This is a genomic window from Pseudomonas sp. LjRoot277 (assembly GCF_964253845.1).
In the GTDB taxonomy this organism is placed as follows: Bacteria; Pseudomonadota; Gammaproteobacteria; order Pseudomonadales; family Pseudomonadaceae; genus Aquipseudomonas.
Window position 1 is genome coordinate 887,394 of sequence record NZ_CAXURI020000001.1, and the last position, 18,987, is coordinate 906,380.

Below are 18,987 nucleotides of genomic sequence, written 5' to 3' on the forward strand. Positions count from 1 at the left end.
TGTTCTCAATTCCGCGATCATCGTTGCGTATTTTCCTACACCCTGATTAACCTGCGACCTCGACGGCCGCCGTTGCTTACGTGATAGTGACGTGATGTAGCACTATTCAAGTGCTCAGAGGCCATCCTGATAGGGTGGCTTTACTACGTCTGCATGGAGCGCGAGATGTACCTGTCAGCCCTGTCTATTAAAAACTTCCGCCAGTTTGGTGATACTCCCCCAGCGTTCACTATCAAATTTCATGAGGGAGTGACAGCGCTGGTAGGGGAGAACGATGCCGGCAAGACGGCCGTCATCGATGCCATCCGCCATGTCTTGCAAACGCGCGACGCCGACTTCATGCGATTGCAACCTGAAGACTTTCACATCACCCCCAATCAGACACAGAAAAGCGAGATCACACTTCTGTGTCAGTTTTCCAAGCTTTCCCTAGCGGAACAGGGCGCCTTCGCTGAATACCTGACCTATGAGGGCGCTGAGATTTCCCTCTATGTGTACTGGACAGCACGGCGTCTCAGCGAGTCAGCCGCTGCGCGTCGATGGGTGGATATCGCTGTACGGACGGGCAAAGACGGAAGCGGTCCGAGCTTGGATTCCAATGTTCGTCAGTTGCTTGCCGCTGCTTATCTCCGTCCACTAAGGGATGCGGAGCGCGAGATGTCTCCTGGACGAGGGTCTCGCCTGTCGCAAATCCTCAGCAATTTCCCTGACATCACGCGCGGCAATCCTTTAGATGCCACCAACCTACCAGCCACTTTTGCAGACGCAGCGGCGCTGAATCTCGCCGGAATGTCAGACTACCTTCGACACTTGGTCGATGGCCATCCAGGCGTCAGCAGTGCGCAGACTGCCATCAATGATGATTACCTCAAGCTGCTTTCGCTGTCAGGCGAGCAGTTGCATGGACGTATCAACTTCGCAGAGGGAGCTACTGAAGCGGCGAAGCTACGTCAGATTCTAGAACGCCTAGAGCTAGGACTGCTGGAGAACACCACGGGGGTAAAACGAGGCAACTACGGCTTGGGGTCAAATAACCTGCTTTTCATGGCCTGCGAGTTGCTGCTGCTGGGCAAGGAGCTAGAAGGTCTTCCATTGCTACTGATTGAGGAGCCCGAGGCTCACTTGCATCCACAGCGTCAACTCAGGTTGATGCAGTTTCTAGAGTCGGCAGCTAAGCCACCTCCAGGATCCGATCAGCGTCCCGTCCAAGTGATTCTGTCGACCCACAGCCCAAACTTGAGCTCCAAAATTCCACTGAAAAACATGGTGCTCATGCATCGCCAGCGTGCTTATTCTCTGATTGACGGCCAGACGGAACTCAGTACGGGTGATTACCGCTTTCTAGATCGGTTTCTCGACGTCACGAAGGCAAACCTATTTTTCTCTCGTGGTCTTCTCATCGTCGAGGGAGATGGGGAGTCGATTTTACTGCCGACCATTGCTTCGTTGGTTGGCCGAGATCTAACTGAACACGGCGTTTCGGTTGTGAACGTCGGCGGGACGGGATTGCGCCGTTACGCACGAATTCTCCAGCGACGAAATCCAGATGAAGGACAGCTGAAAATTCCAACCGCGTGCCTTGCTGATATGGACGTCATGCCTGACTGTGCGCCTCAGATCTTAGGCTTGGTAGCCGGCGATGATGACGCTAAATGGACAAGCCCCAAACGTCGTTGGAAGGCAGTAAGAGATTTTGGTGCTACTCCAGAAGAGCAGGCCGCAGCGCTGGTTGCTAGACGCAATAAGCTTGGGGAGGGGGACGGTCAAAATGTGGCCACATTCATTGCAGATCACTGGACACTTGAGTACGACCTTGCGGCGTGCGGGCTGGCAAAAGAGGTTTATCTGGCTGCGACGCTCGCTATGAATGACGACCCGCTGAATGAGGATCGTAAGACCCGTAGTGTCGTGCTTCGTGAGGCACATGCCTCCTATTTGGCCCTCGAAGCTCTATCGCGTACTACGGCAGAGCTTTGTTCTAGGGTTTACAAGATGTTCGGTAAGGGTAAAGCCTCGAAGGCGCTCACCGCGCAGTATCTTGCTGAGCTTCTGGAGGATGCAGTTGAGGAGGGCGCGATGACGGCTGATCAGCTCAGAGCTTCGCTGCCAACTTACATCGTGAGCGCAATCGAATTTGCAACGACGCCAATGCACGATCAGATTGCCGCAATAGAGGCGCAGCCATGAGGCCTTTCCATGAAATGGTCGACCCGATCCTCGACGAAGATATCGAGTGGGTCTGCAGTCTCATGAAGCTCAGAGACCTTGATGAGCCTCGCCGACGGTTTCTTAAGTCACTGGACACGCTGGACATCTCCGCGTGTCCAGGCAGCGGAAAAACCACATTGGTTGTCGCAAAGCTTGCGATCCTCGCTAACAAGTGGAAAAGCAAGACTCAGGGCCTTTGCATCTTGTCCCATACCAACGTAGCGCGCGAAGAGATAGAGCACAGGCTAGGCGGCACAGATGTTGGGCAACGTCTCCTGCGGTACCCTCACTTCATCGATACCATTCATGGCTTCGTCAGTAAATTTCTAGCGAAACCATGGCTGTTATCAGCGGGACACCCGCTCACAGCTATCGATAACGAGCTCACTTTCAATGCGAGGCGAAGAATACTTGGCGGGCAACGTTACTCCTTCCTTGTGAGTTACCTTGAGCGTAACCATATTTCCTTCGAGTCATTGCGAATCACCAGCACCAATTTTGATACGCCGCTTGCCGGCGCACGTTTCCCCAGTGGTGAACATACTCCAACGCATCAAATCGCATCACTCGCACTGAGGGAGGCCGCAAGGCTTGGCTATTTCTGCTACGACGAAATCTTTCTGCTTGGTAAGGCGCTTCTTGACGAACATCCTGGTGTCGCGTTGACGCTGCAACACCGCTTTCCCTGTGTTCTTATCGATGAAATGCAGGATACGTCGGAAATGCAAAATGCCATGTTGAGGGATCTCTTCCCCCGGGATAATCCTCTTATCTGTGTGATGCGTGTTGGAGATCCAAACCAGGCGATTTTTGAGCAAGACGATGTCCTCGCTGTGGATAATTTCCCAGACCTGGCAAGGTGTGCAGCGATCGCCGACAGCTTTCGATTCGACTCGTCGATTGCGACGCTCGCTAGTCGATTTGCGTTTACGCCAATCATTCCAGATGGTCTCCTTGGGGCCCGACAAGTGGAGCCTGGTGCCGCAGAGATTCCTCATACGATTTTTGTTTTTCCTGATGATGACACCTCAGGCGTGCTGGATGCTTATGGGCAGTTAGTACTCCAACACTTACCACCGGCGCTGATAGCACAAGCTCCCATCACAGCCTTGGGTGCGGTTCACAAAATAATCGACCTGGCCGGTATGAACGTTGCGCATTACCCTAAAACGGTTTCCCACTTCTGGCAGGATTACATGCCAAGTGCCAGCCGCACCAATCACCGTCCTGCGACGTTATTGGAGCATCTCTATGCGGCCAGGCAACTGGCAGCAATTGGAAGTACCGCGCACCTAGGACTAGAGCAGATTGCGGCAGGCATTGTGCGTTTAGCAAACTTACTGGCACCGCCAGCGCCGTTCAGAGGGCGCGGGAGGCTGCATCAACATTTGGAAGAAATCCTCGCAGCTCATCCTGAACTCAGAGTTGACTATCGCTTGCTGATCACAAGAGTCCTTTTCACTACTGAAGTTATTGACGAGGCCACATGGGCCGGTTCTATACAGAGATTTAGGCAAATCGGCGCATTGATAAGTGGAGGGAATGAGTACGAACCTGAGGCCAACACATTCCTTGCTTGGAACGCTCAGGTTGGCGTACCTGCAGTGGGTGCTCCTCAACTGGCTCCCGGCTCACTTCAGCGAGTCGAAGAGAGCTTGGAGGCTCCCAAAGTTAACCACTACCGATGCATCCATAATGGTTCGCATGTGGACATCAAGCTCGGCTCGATCCACATTGCCAAGGGGGAAACCCATGCGGCGACTCTGGTATTGGAGACTTTTAACCGTTCACATTTCCTGCATTCGCTGATGCCTTGGCTTTCAGGCCAAAATCAAAACGGCACTCGGTGTGACAATGATGCCAAACGTAAGCGGCTGATGGAGATGTATGTTGCGATGACCCGGCCGACTCACCTGTTGTGCCTGGCAATGCGTAATGGATCTCTGGGCACCGGTCAGCGATACGAACGCAATCAGGAACTGCTGAGAGAACAGGGATGGCAGATCCAGCATCTGAGCTGAGGCTGATAAATTGCTAGACGGCACTGAGCGTAATCCACTTGAAGGTTCTGACCGGTGTCGTGCTTGCGATTACGACACCAGTCAGCTATTGGGCATTCACGATTTGGTTGCCGGGTAAGGAAGAAATTATAGAAGCCATGGTTGAGCATCCTCTGGCTATGGTGTTATTTCTCCAGAGTTGAGACGGGTGGTAATTCGGCGGTGTGGTGGGCGTTTTTGTTGTTGCATGGCTGTAATGCGGTGGGGTAGATTCTCGGTATTGGTAATATGTTTATATGCACTGCTAAGATTATGCTTAGTACTATCTCTGCCCTTTATGTAGTGCCGAGACTTCGTTCGTTGTATTGATAGATAATGGGTTGTTGTGGTGTGCTGTTCACTGTCAACTGAATATCTCTCGCAAACTAATTTAATCGATATCGGTTGTATAAGTGATGCATCTGACTGTCAGATTGTAACTTGGGTCGTGTATGGCCTGGCCTATCTCGATAAGTTAGATGGGGTTCAGAGCGATGGTAGCTGTAAGAAATTACTAAGTGTCCCTCCGATATGTAATTAACATGTCGGAGTATCAGTTATGAAGCGTCATCCAGAAAACTCTAATCTCACGCTGTGCCGTGAGGACCATTACCTTGGCTGGCCTATTCAGGTAAGTAAAGGGCCTTTTGTTCGAAGCTACTTAAATAGTCTTAATAGGGTAATTCTGCGAGCGCTCGACGATTGTCCGCGTATTTTTGCCTTCAGATTTGATCTGCGCTTCCCCGCTGCTAAAGATTTGCCTGACAACCTTTATACGAACAAGGTGATAGATCGTTTTCTAGAGTCATTTAAAGCAAAAATTAAGCACAATCGATTAAAGGCTGGCTTGTCGAGAAAGTATATTCATGACACTAAGGTCAGGTATGTTTGGGCGAGAGAGATCGGGTGCTTGGGTAAGCCTCATTACCACATTCTCATCCTGCTCAATCGCGATGCGTTCAATGCGCTCGGTAAGTTCGAGTCAGGCCGGGATAACATTTTCAATCGTCTCGTAGAGGCCTGGGCCAGTGCTCTGAGGCTATCTGTCGATGAGGTGGGTGGCCTGGTACATATCCCTCATAATCCTACCTATCACTTGCGCATAGATGATGAGCGGGAGCAGCGAGAGCTTTTCTTCAGGGCTAGCTATCTCTGTAAGGCTGCTACTAAGGCCTATGGGGATGGTCAGCATGGGTTTGGATGTAGTCGGAGCTAAGTGGCAAGTAGATATTGTGCCTATAGCCTTCGGTGAAAAAGAAAAAAATAAAAACAGACAGAGACTGTTGAACAGCTCTGTCTGTGTTATGCCATTTACCCGATTCTGGGGAGGCGCTTCAGTAACCAGTGAAAGAGCAGAAAGGCAAGGGCTACTGCGACCAAGATCGGTGGAAATCGTAGCATTAGGACCACCACTAGCACGACTGCTAAAGCACTCGCCAATACGCCGATGAAGGTGAGAAGTGCGATCATGAAGCGTATCAATGCCATAAGACTCTCCTGTTGTTGAGGCGATTGGTTATGTGTCCGGGGGACGTGGCGGCAGCAGCCTGATGGGTCGGCTTGCCTAGCGCATGCCAAGGGCAAAGCACCTACAGATCCCCCCGTTCTGCCAGCGATACACAGCCTTCATTGCCCACTACGATATGATCCAATATGTGGGTGCCAATCATGTTGAGGGCATTTTTAAGGGGGGCGGTTAGCGCACGATCTGCCTGATTGGGCTCCGAGTCACCAGAGGGATGGTTGTGAACCAGAATCACGGCGGCAGCGTTGTGTTCCAAGGCGATCTTGACCACCTCCCGAGGGGACACGCAGGCAAATTCCAATGCGCCCTTGAACAGCTCCCTAAATCCAATAACCCGGTGTTCGGTATCGAGAAGCAACAAAGCAAAGACTTCGTATTCATGGAATTGCAGCAGTGTTTGTAGATGACTGAAGACGAGTCTGCACTCAGTCAGCGCCCGCCCTTTAGATAGACGATACATCGCAAGTTGTTGAGCCATCTGCAGGATGTCGGCCTCGGTGACCGGTAACTCCATGAAATAATTGTCGGGCGACTCACCGGGTTTGAGCTTGGGATATTTCATGCTGGTCTTCCTATCACGAACGCGTGAACGGACTGGAGGGTGGGTGGCGCAGTTACCTGGAGTTGGGTGTTGGGATTGAATCATTCTGAACACCCCTTTAGGTGACAGCTCTCTGTGTTGCTGTGGCTCACGCAACGAGTTGTAAGGCTGCATCGAGTGCCTTCTGTTTAATTACTGCGCCTTGTCCAAACCATGCCGAGTCCATTCGATACTCAGAGCTCCTGGCGCGCCTTTCATGATCCACGTATTCAGTCACAGCGTTCAGCAAGCCCCATGCTGTTCCGCGAGCGGACTCTATTTCAGATCCTCGGCCTTTACCTTCAAACAGGCTCTGTACCTTCTCCATAGCGCGTTTGTTGGGCAGTACATTGGGAATGGGGTCATGCGCGCTGGTGTCGCACAGCACTTCCATGAAGAAGCTCATGGCCTCAGTCCACTGAACCTTGCGTTCCGCGAGGGCGCGTATCCGATACATGAATTCGTCCCACTGCGAGACGGCGATGCCTAGTTGTTTTTTTACTGCCTGCGAATCAAAGCGCGTGCTGTGTGGAACCTTGATTGCGCGGGTGGCTCCGCTTAGGGATATGGTCAGTGTGTTATTGCAGACCACGCGAATGGTGGTGGGAGTTGCTGTGGTGGCTAGTGTGCCGTCACAGGACGTTGCCAGTAGCAGATAACCGTTTACCACGTCATTACCTTTAATTGCAGTCGACTGTCCGGTCCTCGCCAGTGCCCAGAGTTTTCGACCTCCCTTCAGGACGCCGGCGGTTTCCAGTTCATAGCCAGAGCACTCCGTAAGATCACGGTAAAATTCTAGGACTTCACGGGGCTGGACCACCTGGTAGCGTTGCGAGACGACGGATAGGGCTTCCTTGCTGTCCGAACGGTAGAGAACTTTCTGTTCGGGGAACGAATGGATGGTGCCGAGATGGCCGACAGCATCCGCCATGAACCGTACCGGTGACTCCTGGATCTGCCAGTTCATGCCGGCTTCTTGTTGCCAAACTTCCACCGGCTGATTGGGCGAGAGTTGATTGCCCAGGCCATGCCAGGGCGTAGTGCCAACGTAAGCCATTTGCTCGATGAGGTGTGCCATGGAGTACTTCCTTTTTATAGGCGCACGGCGAAGCCGCTGAGTACTCAGCAGGAATCAATCGGCGTGCGGGGGGTGATAGAGAGGGGAGATGGATCAGATGGAGAGCAGCAGTGGAGTCAAGCGGAAGACGAGCAGTTCAAGTGGAATGACGGTAGCTAAACGACAGCCCGCAGTCGAGACAAACGTAATTGTCCAAAACTCGCTCATCGATGACTTCGCCGAGTTTGGCACCCGCGATACAACCGGTCGCGGCGCCGGCTAAGCCGCCGAGAATGGCTCCGGCCATACCGCCAGCAATGACACCAGCGGGGCCAGCTGCGACGCCGATAACTGCGCCCACCTGGGCACCGGCCGTGGCGTCTGTAACCCCTCGGGCGGCACCCCCGACAGTACCGATAATGGCACCGATTTTCCTTGCGATATCTTTGGTTATTACGGAAGCAGATTGGCAGCTAGGACACTGGTCGGTCATGAGCAATTTCCTTTATTGAGAATTTCGGGATGAGGTGTTTGCGCGGAATAGAGCTCACCAACCAAGCCGCCTAGGCGGCCTGGTTGGTGAGCTCAAATTCGTGACTGGGGCTCAATCGTCAATGCGGATTGGTTCAGGTTCGTGATGTATTACTGAAATTATTTTGAGTGCAATTTGATTGGTACCGAATGTCTTCGCGAAATGAGCGCTGAAGATGGCGTAACAGCTGCGTCGCAGGCACCAGCCCCCCTGCTATTTCCGCTACGAATAGCGGAAATAGCAGGATGAGAGGTGAATGCTGAGTGAGTAAATGGAATTTCCTGAGATTTTGTCTCGCATGTTTTTGGTTTTATTTCAAGGGGGGCGCTTGCGGTAAAAAAGTAACGTAAGCAGATGCGGTTAAATAAAAAACTCATCTGGGTAGCATTGCGTCATCTCGAATTTCTAGAAGGAGGGTGGTGCGATGCGTGCAGTTGACGATGAAAAAACTCGTAATTTTTTGGATCAGGATGGGGACGGTCAGGCATTCATTCGGGTCTTGCGTTTGAAGAAGCTGCAAGAGCGCCTTGGGGTGGGGCGGTCGACGGTCTACGACTGGATGAATCCCTGTTCGCCACGATACAACCCCACGTTTCCACGTCCGATAAAGCTTTCGGTAGGCGCAAGGGGCGCTATTGGTTGGATCGAGTCGGATATCAGCCTTTGGATTGATTCAAGAGTAGTAGCTGGCGCAGCGGTTTACGGGCGGGCCAGAAATGAGCACTGACCGTTATCGGGAAAGAGTGCTACCGAAAATAGGAGGGCCTTTCCCTTCATTTGGATGCCTGCCCATTTTGAAGGCGGCTGTGGATGAGGCTGAAAACAACATCCAAGCTCCGCGACCGCTAATTTTCTTTGGGGCTTTGGCTGCGATTGCCGTCGGTGTTCAAGGGCTATGTGATGTCCGTAAACCCATTGGACAATGTGTTCCGCTATCGCTAATGCTGTTGTCTATTGCTGACTCGGGAGAGCGTAAGTCAACAGCAGAAAACCTTTTTTTTGAACCGATTCGTCACTTTCAAAAAATGAAAGGAACTGCGTACCAATGCGACCTAAAGGAGTGGGAATCTAAGCTGAAAATATGGGATACAAAAAATAAAGTAATACTGAAGCAAATTGCAAAGCTCACTCGTGATGGAGAATGTTCGGAAGAAGCTGAGCGCCGTTCGATCGAGCACGGGTTTGCCCGGCCTTTGAAACCTAAGCAGTTTAAGATGCTATACGAAGACTCTACTTCTGAAGCTCTATTTCTAGGGCTTTATCAAAACTTGCCATCGGCTGGATTGGTGTCGAGTGAAGGAGGTGGAGTGCTTAATGGTCGGGCATTAACTGATTTGTCTAAGCATAATGCTATCTGGAGTGGAGATGCCATAACTGTTGATCGTAAAACAGCTGCAAGTTATGAGGTTGTTGGGGCGCGACTGACTGTCTCGATAATGTCGCAAAGAAGCGCATTTAATGAATATATCAAGAGCGCTGGAGAAAAGTCTCGTGGCTCAGGTCTCTGGGCTAGATTTTTAGTTTGTTGTCCAGCATCGACGCAGGGTACTAGGTTTCTTAAAAATGAAACTGTTTCTTGGGAATATCGCGATAGGTTTTCTGTGCGACTGGTCGAGATTCTAGAGCTGAACTCTGCTTTGTTTGCGGCGTCCTGTCAAAACCGAATGACTATTGGCTTCTCGCCGGAAGCGAGTGAAATGTGGCTGGGAACTTACAATGCCATTGAATCTAAAATTAAAGCGGAGGGGCGATTTGATCAAATGGGTGATCACGCTTCAAAACTTGCGGATAATATTGCTAGAGTGGCTGCTCTCTTGCACTATTTTGAAGGTTTTGAGGGGGATGTATCATGGAGTACGCTGAAGTTTGCAGTCGATTTTTGCCTTTGGTGCTCTGATGAGTTCTATTGTTTGTTTTTGCCCAAGAGGCAGGAAGAGTTAGATGCGGTAGAACTAAACAAATGGTTGTTGTGTATTTGGGATAAGGGTGACGACTGGGTAGCTAAGAATTACATCCGCCAGTATGGTCCCAACAAAATAAGAGAGAAAAGTCGATTAAACAAAGCTTTGGATGAGCTTCATAGCCAAGGGAAAATAAGTTTTTTCAATAGGAGGGGGGTTCAATGTGTTGATCTGAATAGGAAGTGGTAAGTTTCGATGTGAAGTGGGCGCTGCAAATATGCTTGGATTTGAATGTGCATAACTTGCAGCGAGTTGAAATCTTAGAGTCGTAAGCGTTAGGGGAAGGTACATGTCGTGTTCATTGTTCACAGGGTTTGTGACTGTTGAATGGTTTTTGTCGGTATTCGTTTTAGTTGTTGGATGATGTATGGCTCTTGAGAAGTTAAGAGTTTTCGCTTTAGCTGGTCTTGGGGTTGAATGCCATTTTGACTTCTCTATCATTTTCAATCATGTTTCGTACCTTTGCGATTAAATCGCTCCGGCCCTCGAGTTCATCGCCCTTGCACGGAGGAGTTGATTTTATTAGGTGGTCAATTATTTGGTCTGTAGCCATGCTTGAGCTGCTCCAGCCTTTTTTTGGCCTAAGAGAATGAAGAGCTTCAATGACGGCTTCTTTGAATTCGCTTATTTTTTTTGCGTTTGCTTTGCCACCTTTGCTAGCTCTCTTAGTCTTGGGGTTTGCTAAGGTTTCACACATTGAGTTGCAGGCTCCGATGTACTTGCACGCTTCCGAAATTGCATTCCAAGCCATCATGAGGCTATTGTTTTTTTCAAGTTGAATCGCTGTGTAGGTATAAATATGGGCTAGCATAAGAGTTCTTGTTAGCTTTGTTCTTGGGTCTTTGTCTTTGAAGTTTATATAGAAGAATTGATCGTTTATGTATGTCTTGTTTATTGTCCCGCAGTCTATGTCGTCAGCGATATCTTGAAGTTGTATGGTTGTATTGTTTTCTCCGAAAAGTTCTTCATTTAAATGGTCAAGCTGGCGTAGGAGAATATCAATCTTTCCATCGATTTTTATGTCGTGTAGGAGGTTGGTAAGCTTTTCCATAGTTGCGGATCGCTCTTCGGGGCTTGTGTCTTCGGACATTTTTTTTCTCTAAGATTTAGGCGGTTCTGGATTTTTTGGTTTTATGTCTAACTTGGCGCTTGCCGCACGTACAGTCTGCTACCTAAAGCTATAGGTGAGTGAATTTATTCTGATTCCAAAGGTGCATGGCGTATAAACTTGGCCCAGTCAATCATCAGTGCCCGGCGCTTGTCGAGGAAATCGGAGCGAGAGTATGCCCCCTCAGTTTGGTCACGCTCGTCATGTGCTAACGCCATTTCGCACACCTCGCGTGGGTAGTGCGTGCATTCCCCAGCCCAATCTCGAAATGAAGAACGAAAGCCGTGTCGCGTTATGTGTTCGTATTCCATGCCATGTAGGAGCGTTCGTATGGCGTTTGCATGCATAACCCCTGTCTTACCCTGACCAGGGAATAGGAAGGGGCTTCCTTCATCTCTCGGAATGCTCTGCACCAGCTTTACGACCTCTTTGGCAAGCGGGATTACAAACGCTACACGCATTTTCATACGCTCATCAGGCAGCGACCAAGTACCGGCCTCCAAATCAAACTCATCCCAGCGTGCAAACCTCACCATGTGCGCGCGTGCGCTGGTCATGATTAACAGTTGAGCGGCTAAGGAGGCCGGTGTGGTATTTGCGCTGAGTTTAGCCATCAGCGCGGGTACGTCTTGCCAGCGTAGCGCTTCGAAGTGTTCGCGCTTCCGAGCCTTTTTCTTCTCCGCGCGGCTCAACAGATTGTCTAAATGCCCTCGCCAGCGAGCAGGGTTCTCACCCTCTCGCAGGTTGCGTGCCTTGGCGGCGTCCAGGACCTGCTCAATTTGCCCACGTACCTCATCGGCGGTTCGCGTTTTGGTGGCCCAGATAGGTTGCAACACCTTGAGCACTTCGGGAGTACCGATGTCTTCGGCTGCCAGCTTGCCTATGTGATCAAACGCATACAGCTCTAACTTTCGCAGCCAGCCTTTACGCCATTTCTCCGACCATGTCGCGCCGTGAGCATCACGGTATTCCGTTGCGAGTGTCTCGAACTTCAGTTGCTTGGCTTCGCTTGCACGCTGGGCTTCCCGTTGAGCAGCACGCTCTATATCCCTGGCCGCCAGGGGATCAATGCCGTCGCTCAGTTGGCTACGTTTAGCACTGGCATCTTGTCTGGCTTTCTTGAGACTCACCTCAGGGAATGAGCCCAGACCCATCTCTCTACGACGGCCCGCCAGTTGGAAGCGAAGCAGCCAGGATTTACGCCCGGTAGGTTTGACGACCAAGCGAAGCCCATCACCATCTTCATAGGTGCCGGGTTCGGTCAGGTTTTCGACTTGCTTTGGATTCAGCTTACCCATTGGATTTCCCCTGTCGTCCCTTTGTCCCCCCACCTGTCCCCCCACTTCATCGTCGGATGAGGTCAAATGGCGTAGAACGCCATCGGACAGGGGAATGCCTGAAACCCCCGGAATAGCTAAGCTATCAGGTAGATTCTCGGATGGGATAGGATTATTTTGGACAATTAAAAAGCCGGCTTGTGGCCGGCTTCTCGGGGACTGGCTTGGTTCATTTTTGGTAAACCGCGCCAGCCTTCAAAACGTACACCCGGATCTTGCGTCCGGCTGTGGGACTCGGCGAGAAAATCATCTGCCTTGTCGGTGCGATCTGACGCCGCGAGGCGGGTCGATGCGCAAATGTGGGGCGCAGCATACTGATTTTTTTGCAGAATTCCCAGCGTGGCGTGCGCCCTAGAGCGATTGCGGTTACGTGTAGCAGCGGGCTGCGCCAGCTGCTATGTATGGACTCGCCCCCACTTTCAACCTGCTTCTGAACACTGCTACCCGGTTGCATCTATGTATCAGGCCTGTTCGAGGAAGCCTTGAACAGCTTCTGGCCAACATTGGATAAGCGCGCGGTATGCCGATTACAGTGAGGCCTCAAGGGCCGGTAGCAGCTCAGGCATCAATCCGCGACGGTCTGACCTGGGGTCAATGTTCTTTAGCATGGGTTGGAGCGGCTTAACGCCCCGGTGGCAGAACTCTATTGATCAGTGACTCATCGCAGCCTCCCGGCCATTGCCCGGCTGGCGACGATAAGTCTGGTCATTTTGCAGTAGCACCCAAAGAATGCGCAGGTTGCGGTTGGCCAATCGCACGGCCGCCTCCTTGCGACCCAAGCGGGAGATCCAACGCTGGAGACGTTGATCGTCCGGCTGCTCTGAGTCAGGTCGTAGCTGTCTTAAAACGGCATGAGCACCCTGGATCGCCAGACTGCGCAAGTAGGCATCGCCATGCTTGCACATCTTGCCCAACCGAACCTTCTCGGCGCTGCTGTGCTGGCTGGGGACCAACCCGAAGTAGGCGGCAAACTGCCGAGCGCTGGCGAAGCGTTCGGGCTCGGTCTGCTTGGCCAGCAGCGCCGTGGCGATGATTGGACCCACACCGCGCACCGTCATCAGCCGCTTCGCGGTCTCACTCTCTTTCGCCGCCGTTTCCAGCCGACCGGTCAGTGCGTTGACGCGGTCACCCAGTTGACCCCATTCACCCAGCAGTTCGGCGATCAGTTCGCGCAGTAGATCGGGCAACGGCTGGGTAGCGTCTTCCAATATCCGAGGCACGAGCTGGCTGATCGCCATTTCGCCCTGTGCCAGAGCCACACCCTGTTCCAGCAGCAAGCCGCGCACCTGATTGCTCACTGCAGTGCGGCGCCGTATATATCCCCGCCGAGCTCGGTGCAGTGCCTGCATCGCCAGTGCCGCCGCGCTCTTGACCGGAACGGCTGAGATCCTGCAATCGCGGCCTGCACGCAGGATAGCCAATGCATCGTTGCGATCGTTTTTCGGGCCACTGCGATGCTTGGCAACATGCTGGGCCGGCAGAATGCGCACCGGATTGCCCTGCATTTGCAGTAACCGCGCCCATGCCTGAGCGCCTGGCCCGGTTTCCACCAATACGGTCACGTTCACAGGGAGCTTGTGCAGAAACACCTGGAAGGTCTCGCGCGACTTGATTCGAGCCTCGAATATCACGTGACCGAGGGTATCCTCCCCTGCGACCTGAAAGACCCTTTTGGCAAGATCTACCGCAACTGTGGTGCATGCCGACACATCGGCTGACAAAGACTGATTGATCGTCGTATGCTTTTTCATGGCCTCGCCCTCGCTGTCGTTGGCTTCTATAAGAATGCCACCGTGGCGCACAGACGCCTCGGCTTGGGCGAGTCCATTCAATTACACAGTTATGTGTTTACAGAAAAGGTATGGGTGGCCTGCGTTTATTCAGGGTCGACCACCAGAACACCCATCCCAGAACCCTTATGTTTTGTTCTTCGATTTGTGGAGGTCTGAAAACTTCATCCGGGTATTCGGAGCTGTTGTGGCTGCGCATGCGTATCGCGTTGCCTGGTACCCGGCTCAGGTATTTGATGCGCAACATGCCGTCGTGCTCGATTGCGTAAATCTCTCCGTCGACAATTTGCGTGAGCCCGCGGTCGATGGCGACGATGGAGCCATCTTCAATTTTTTCGGCCATGCTGTTGCCAACCATGCGGGCGCAGATGGCATCGGCGTGGTTGATTTCCAGGGAGTCAAGATCGCTGCGCGGCAGGCGGATTGATTCGCTGGGGTCTTTGATGACATGGGTTTTGTCGGAGCCGGGGGCAGTGGTCGCTTCTTTGTAAAAGGGTAGTTCGATGTCGACTGGGTCGATGACCCGATAGGTGCCCCGGATTGATTGGGCGTCGAAGGTATTGCCGGAGGCATCGATCAGATGCAATTCCCTGGCGTCTTGCGGTCCTTCGCCGGTTTTCAGCCATTCAGTGTTCACGGACAGTCTTCTGGCGACATCTTCCATGCGGTAGTCAGGAACTCCGCGGGTATACCAGTTATGGACAGTTTGAGGGTCGGAAATACCCAGGAATTCGGCAAATCTCGTTGTCGTGATTTGTAGCTCTCTCAGGAGCATTCTGAATCGTGGGCCGCAGGTTTTGTTCTTTTTCATAAACACGAGTCTAGCCGTGCGGCATAAGGCTTTGATTCAACAAAACGTTCAAATCTGGCGTGAAATTTAAGTCCTGATGTAAGACGTCTTTTGTAAAAATTAAACAAGAAAAAACCGGTTTGCCCGCCAGTTAAATGTGCTGTTGAAGGTGATTTTCAAACGCCCACAAAAAACCCCGGATCAACCGGGGTTCTTCGTTACAGCCGTTCGTGAGAGACGGCTATCAGCCTTTATAGGCAGCAACCGACTTCATGATCTCGGTGCGAGCGGCTTCTGCGTCGCCCCAACCTTCGATCTTCACCCATTTGCCTTTTTCGAGGTCTTTGTAGTTCGCGAAGAAGTGCTCGATCTGCTGGATCAGCAGCTGTGGCAGGTCGCTGCATTCCTTCACGTCTACGTACAGCTGGGACAGCTTGTCGTGTGGCACTGCGATGACTTTGGCATCGCCGCCGCCGTCGTCGGTCATGTGCAGGATGCCGATTGGACGGGCGCGGATAACCGAACCTGGAGCAACCGGGTAAGGGGTCACGACCAGCACGTCGAGGGGGTCACCGTCGTCAGCCAGGGTGTTCGGGATGAAACCGTAGTTGGCCGGGTAGAACATCGGGGTGGCCATGAAACGGTCAACGAACAGGCAATCGCTGTCTTTGTCGATTTCGTATTTGATCGGGGCGTGGTTGGCCGGAATCTCGATCGCGACGTAGATGTCGTTCGGCAGGTCTTTGCCAGCCGGAATCTTGCTGTAGCTCATTGGGCGGTGCCCCCGTTAGTTGACCAAAAACACTTGGCCGGATTGACCAAAAAGTGGCGGCGATTATAGGCATATTCCGCCGCCGATGCCACGATCCAAGGGTCGTAGAGACCTTAGTCGTGTGCCTGATAGACCGGGTCTTCGGCCAGAAGTTGCCGCAGCCGGGCCAGAGGGTCCTGACGATAAAACATCTTCAGCTGCTCATAGACCTGAGGATACGCCTCGTGCAGCAAATCCGGGGCGCTGAAGAAATATTCGCTGGTGACCGCGAAGAATTCGGCCGGGTTTTCCGCAGCGTACGGGTCGATGGTTGTGTCTGCGTCGGGATTGCGATCCAGTTGCCGATCAAGGTCGTCGTAGGCCTCTTGCATGACCTTGGCCCAGTCGCTGACCCGCATGTCGGCGTGCAGCGGCGGCAGGCCGTTGGCGTCGCCGTTGAGCATGTCGAGTTTATGCGCGAGTTCGTGGATCACCAGGTTATAGCCTTCCCAGCCACCGCTGGCCTTCACGCCGGGCCACGCGAGGATGATCGGGCCTTGCTGCCAGGCTTCGCCGCTGTGTTCGCCGTCCCATTCGTGCTCGACGCCGCTGGCATCGCGATGGCGCTGGGGGCTGAGAAAGTCGTCGGGGTAGAGGACGATTTCGTGGAAACCCTGATACCAGTTCAGATCGCCCAGGTGTAGCAACGGCAATTGCGCCTGGGCGGCAAGCAGCAGGCGCTGTTCCTGGTGGAGTTCGACGCCGGGCAGGGCGGTCAAATGTTTGTCCTGGAGGAACAGCACGCTGGCTTCACGCAGCCACCGGTCTTCAGCGGCGCTGAGGCCATCGAGAAAACTCAGGTGATGGCGCACCCGCTGCCACATGTCGTCGGCAATCGGATGTTTGGCCAAGGTGCGCCGGCGACGCCAGGCGCTAAGGGACCACATGGTGAATCAGCGCGATTGGGCTTTGGACGCGGCGTTAGCAAGGCGACTACGGATCATGCCGATGATCATCGGCACCAGCGACAGCAGGATGATGCCCACGACCAGCAGCGACAGGTTTTGCTTGATGAACGGTACGTTGCCGAAGAAGTAACCGAGGGTCACCAGGCCACCCACCCACAGAATAGTGCCGAGGACGCTGAAGGCGAAGAAACGCGGGTAGGGCATTTTGGCCACGCCGGCGACAAACGGTGCAAAGGTGCGAATGATCGGCATGAAACGCGCCAACGTCACCGTTTTGCCGCCGTGTTTATCGTAGAAGTCGTGGGTTTGCTGCAGGTAGTCGCGGCGGAAGATTTTCGAGTTCGGGTTACTGAACAAACGCTCACCCGCCGTTCGTCCGATCAGGTAGTTGGTGCTGTCGCCAAGGATTGCCGCCAGCATCAGCAGGCCACCCAGCAGCACCGGGTCCATGCCGCCGCCGGCGGCAACTGCGCCAGCGATGAACAGCAGGGAATCGCCCGGCAGGAATGGCATCACCACCAAGCCGGTTTCGCAGAAGATCACCAGGAACAAAATGGCGTAAATCCATGGCCCGTAGTTGGTTACCAGCAAATCGAGGTACACATCGAGATGCAGAATAATGTCGAGCGGGTTGAAATCCATGGAGAGCACCTGTGGTGACGGCCCGACTCGGCAGGCCTGTGCGGATGACTTCGCGAAAGCCTACAGACGGGTGTAGTTTTTCTTACGAGCCGGAAAGGTCGGCATTATACGATCTGAGAAGTGAAAAGCGCGTTGAGTTTGTAGCGGGGGATGTCCAGGGAGCCACACCGGTTGGAGTGGTGCAATCGATTCCTGTGGGAGCGAGCTTGCTCGCGATTCAGGCACCTCGGTGTAACAGTCATCCCGAGGAGAAGCTATCGCGAGCAAGCTCGCTCCCACAATGTTCGATGCGGATCAGAGCTCGTCGCTGATCGGCAACACGTAGTTCTTGAACTCGGTGTCTTCCTTGAACCCGATGGATTCGTAGGTTTTCCGCGCGACTTCGTTGTTGCTGCTGGTGGAAACGCGCATGCGTACAGCGTTGGTTTCCTTGGCCATTTTCTTTGCGGTGCGGATGAGGTTGTCGGCCACCAACTGGCGGCGGGCCTCTTCGGCGACGTAGATGTCGTTGAGAATCCACACGCGCTTAAGCGAAAGGGACGAAAAGCTCGGATATAACTGACAGAAACCCATCAGTTTGTTGCTGTCGTCATCGGCCAGGGCCAGGTAGATCACCGACTCCTTGCGACGCAGGCGCTTTTCAAGGAACGCCCGGGACGAGTCCGGATAAGCCAGGGAGCCATAAAACTCGCGATATTTGACGAACAACGGGGTCAACAGGTCCAGGTGTTCGAGGGTCGCTTGAATAATCCGCATGGTAGGTCTCGTCTTCAAGTGGCTGTCTTCACGTACTGTGACGGCGAACGGTTCTCACTCGGGCGGCCGTGTTTCGATCCTGCCTGAAACTGGATCAGAAACGCAATGCGGAAACGGTTCAGGCATCCGACGAACTCAGTAGGAAATTACCTTTCATGCCTGCTCCAGCGTCCGACTCGAGTGTCTGAACTTGAGCCTCGTCCTTCAGATTGACCCCTGACAACTGTCGCCGACAGGCTTCGCGCATTAAATACAGCAAACGGTGTGCCGCCATGCCGTAACTCAGGCCTTCGAGCCGGACATTGGAGATGCAGTTGCGATAGGCGTCCGTCAGCCCGACCTTTGGATTGTAGGTGAAATATAGCCCCAGGCTGTCCGGGGAGCTGAGACCAGGGCGTTCGCCGATCAGGATCACCACCATTTTTGCACCCAGCAGTTCACCGATCTCGTCGGCTACGGCGACCCGGCCCTGTTCCACCAGAATGACCGGTGAGACGGACCAGCCGTCGCTCACAATCTGATCTTCCATCCGCGCCAGAAACGGCAGGGTATGGCGATGAACGGCCAGCGCCGACAACCCGTCAGCAACGACAATGGCCAAATCGACACCGCCGGGATTGGCCAATGCGTAATCGCGCAGTGCCTGAGCCGACTCTTCACTCAACTTTCGCCCCAAATCGGGGCGTTGCAAATAACTGTTCCGGTCCGTAGCGGCGCTGTGTAGCAGCAAACTGGCGCGCCCGCGTTCAGCCAGTTGTGAGCTGAGCCCCGCATGGTCGAACGGCAAGTGCACCGCATCCCGCGCCTGAGCGTGGGCGTACTGGAAATCCAGTTGCGCGCTGGTCGGCATGCTGGTGCCGGTTCTACCCAAGGCGATCCGCGCCGGCGTCAGGCGACGCAGTTCCAGCAACGGGTTCTGTGGGTCAACGGGTGGTTTATCCAT

17 protein-coding genes are annotated in these 18,987 nt (G+C 53.3%); 5 read left to right on the forward strand and 12 right to left on the reverse strand.

The genetic code is table 11. The features are described from left to right. The first annotated feature begins 165 nt into the window (after positions 1-165). From ACSQ87_RS04215 to ACSQ87_RS04225, 3 genes are all read left to right on the forward strand, one after another. Positions 166-2,187 (forward strand): ATP-dependent nuclease, encoded by a 2,022-nt coding sequence (locus ACSQ87_RS04215; protein ID WP_436273413.1) that lies wholly within the window; start codon positions 166-168, stop codon positions 2,185-2,187. Further along, positions 2,184-4,229, forward strand: a complete 2,046-nt coding sequence (locus tag ACSQ87_RS04220) for a UvrD-helicase domain-containing protein (RefSeq protein WP_436273414.1) — start codon at positions 2,184-2,186, stop codon at positions 4,227-4,229. The genes ACSQ87_RS04215 and ACSQ87_RS04220 overlap by 4 nt, the downstream gene beginning before the upstream one ends. Before the next feature lie 577 nt (positions 4,230-4,806). Next, positions 4,807-5,463, forward strand: a complete 657-nt coding sequence (locus tag ACSQ87_RS04225; protein WP_436273415.1) for an inovirus Gp2 family protein — start codon at positions 4,807-4,809, stop codon at positions 5,461-5,463. A gap of 373 nt (positions 5,464-5,836) precedes the next feature. Here ACSQ87_RS04225 and ACSQ87_RS04230 read toward each other — a convergent pair whose 3' ends face one another. The 3 genes from ACSQ87_RS04230 to ACSQ87_RS04240 all read right to left on the reverse strand — a co-directional run bounded on the left by ACSQ87_RS04230 (position 5,837) and on the right by ACSQ87_RS04240 (position 7,902). After that, positions 5,837-6,334: a JAB domain-containing protein gene (locus tag ACSQ87_RS04230; RefSeq protein WP_436273416.1), complete on the reverse strand. Its 498-nt coding sequence runs from the start codon at positions 6,332-6,334 to the stop codon at positions 5,837-5,839. A gap of 127 nt (positions 6,335-6,461) precedes the next feature. Beyond that, positions 6,462-7,430 (reverse strand): DUF932 domain-containing protein, encoded by a 969-nt coding sequence (locus ACSQ87_RS04235; RefSeq protein WP_436273417.1) that lies wholly within the window; start codon positions 7,428-7,430, stop codon positions 6,462-6,464. Positions 7,431-7,566: 136 nt separating this feature from the next. Continuing rightward, on the reverse strand, positions 7,567-7,902 hold the full coding sequence (locus ACSQ87_RS04240; RefSeq protein ID WP_436273418.1) for a hypothetical protein: 336 nt from the start codon (positions 7,900-7,902) through the stop codon (positions 7,567-7,569). A 463-nt stretch (positions 7,903-8,365) separates the two neighbouring features. Here ACSQ87_RS04240 and ACSQ87_RS04245 point away from each other — a divergent pair, with 463 nt between their 5' ends. Further along, positions 8,366-8,668 carry a helix-turn-helix transcriptional regulator gene (locus ACSQ87_RS04245; protein ID WP_436273419.1) on the forward strand — a complete coding sequence of 101 codons (303 nt, stop codon included), beginning with the start codon at positions 8,366-8,368 and terminating at the stop codon, positions 8,666-8,668. After that, positions 8,658-10,091 carry a YfjI family protein gene (locus ACSQ87_RS04250; protein WP_436273420.1) on the forward strand — a complete coding sequence of 478 codons (1,434 nt, stop codon included), beginning with the start codon at positions 8,658-8,660 and terminating at the stop codon, positions 10,089-10,091. Before ACSQ87_RS04245 ends, ACSQ87_RS04250 begins: the two co-directional genes overlap by 11 nt. Before the next feature lie 208 nt (positions 10,092-10,299). Here the strand turns inward: ACSQ87_RS04250 and ACSQ87_RS04255 are convergent, their stop codons facing one another. From ACSQ87_RS04255 to eutC, 9 genes are all read right to left on the reverse strand, one after another. Next, the gene (locus ACSQ87_RS04255) at positions 10,300-10,992 is read right to left on the reverse strand and encodes a hypothetical protein (protein ID WP_436273421.1); all 693 of its coding nucleotides are present in this window, start codon (positions 10,990-10,992) and stop codon (positions 10,300-10,302) included. Positions 10,993-11,096: 104 nt separating this feature from the next. Further along, complete coding sequence (locus tag ACSQ87_RS04260; RefSeq protein ID WP_436273422.1) at positions 11,097-12,308, reverse strand: tyrosine-type recombinase/integrase; 1,212 nt, start codon at positions 12,306-12,308, stop codon at positions 11,097-11,099. A 689-nt stretch (positions 12,309-12,997) separates the two neighbouring features. Beyond that, positions 12,998-14,056: an IS110 family transposase gene (locus ACSQ87_RS04265; RefSeq protein ID WP_436275078.1), complete on the reverse strand. Its 1,059-nt coding sequence runs from the start codon at positions 14,054-14,056 to the stop codon at positions 12,998-13,000. A 139-nt stretch (positions 14,057-14,195) separates the two neighbouring features. Continuing rightward, positions 14,196-14,948: a S24 family peptidase gene (locus ACSQ87_RS04270; RefSeq protein WP_223432937.1), complete on the reverse strand. Its 753-nt coding sequence runs from the start codon at positions 14,946-14,948 to the stop codon at positions 14,196-14,198. A 223-nt stretch (positions 14,949-15,171) separates the two neighbouring features. Then, positions 15,172-15,699, reverse strand: coding sequence for an inorganic diphosphatase (ppa, locus tag ACSQ87_RS04275; protein WP_095130801.1), 528 nt, complete (start codon positions 15,697-15,699; stop codon positions 15,172-15,174). Positions 15,700-15,812: 113 nt separating this feature from the next. Then, positions 15,813-16,625 (reverse strand): zinc-dependent peptidase, encoded by an 813-nt coding sequence (locus ACSQ87_RS04280; RefSeq protein WP_436273423.1) that lies wholly within the window; start codon positions 16,623-16,625, stop codon positions 15,813-15,815. A 6-nt stretch (positions 16,626-16,631) separates the two neighbouring features. Beyond that, positions 16,632-17,288, reverse strand: a complete 657-nt coding sequence (locus tag ACSQ87_RS04285; protein ID WP_223432939.1) for a DedA family protein — start codon at positions 17,286-17,288, stop codon at positions 16,632-16,634. A gap of 294 nt (positions 17,289-17,582) precedes the next feature. Beyond that, positions 17,583-18,044 (reverse strand): GNAT family N-acetyltransferase, encoded by a 462-nt coding sequence (locus ACSQ87_RS04290; protein ID WP_008153569.1) that lies wholly within the window; start codon positions 18,042-18,044, stop codon positions 17,583-17,585. A gap of 118 nt (positions 18,045-18,162) precedes the next feature. Beyond that, positions 18,163-18,987 carry an ethanolamine ammonia-lyase subunit EutC gene (eutC, locus tag ACSQ87_RS04295; protein ID WP_223432940.1) on the reverse strand — a complete coding sequence of 275 codons (825 nt, stop codon included), beginning with the start codon at positions 18,985-18,987 and terminating at the stop codon, positions 18,163-18,165.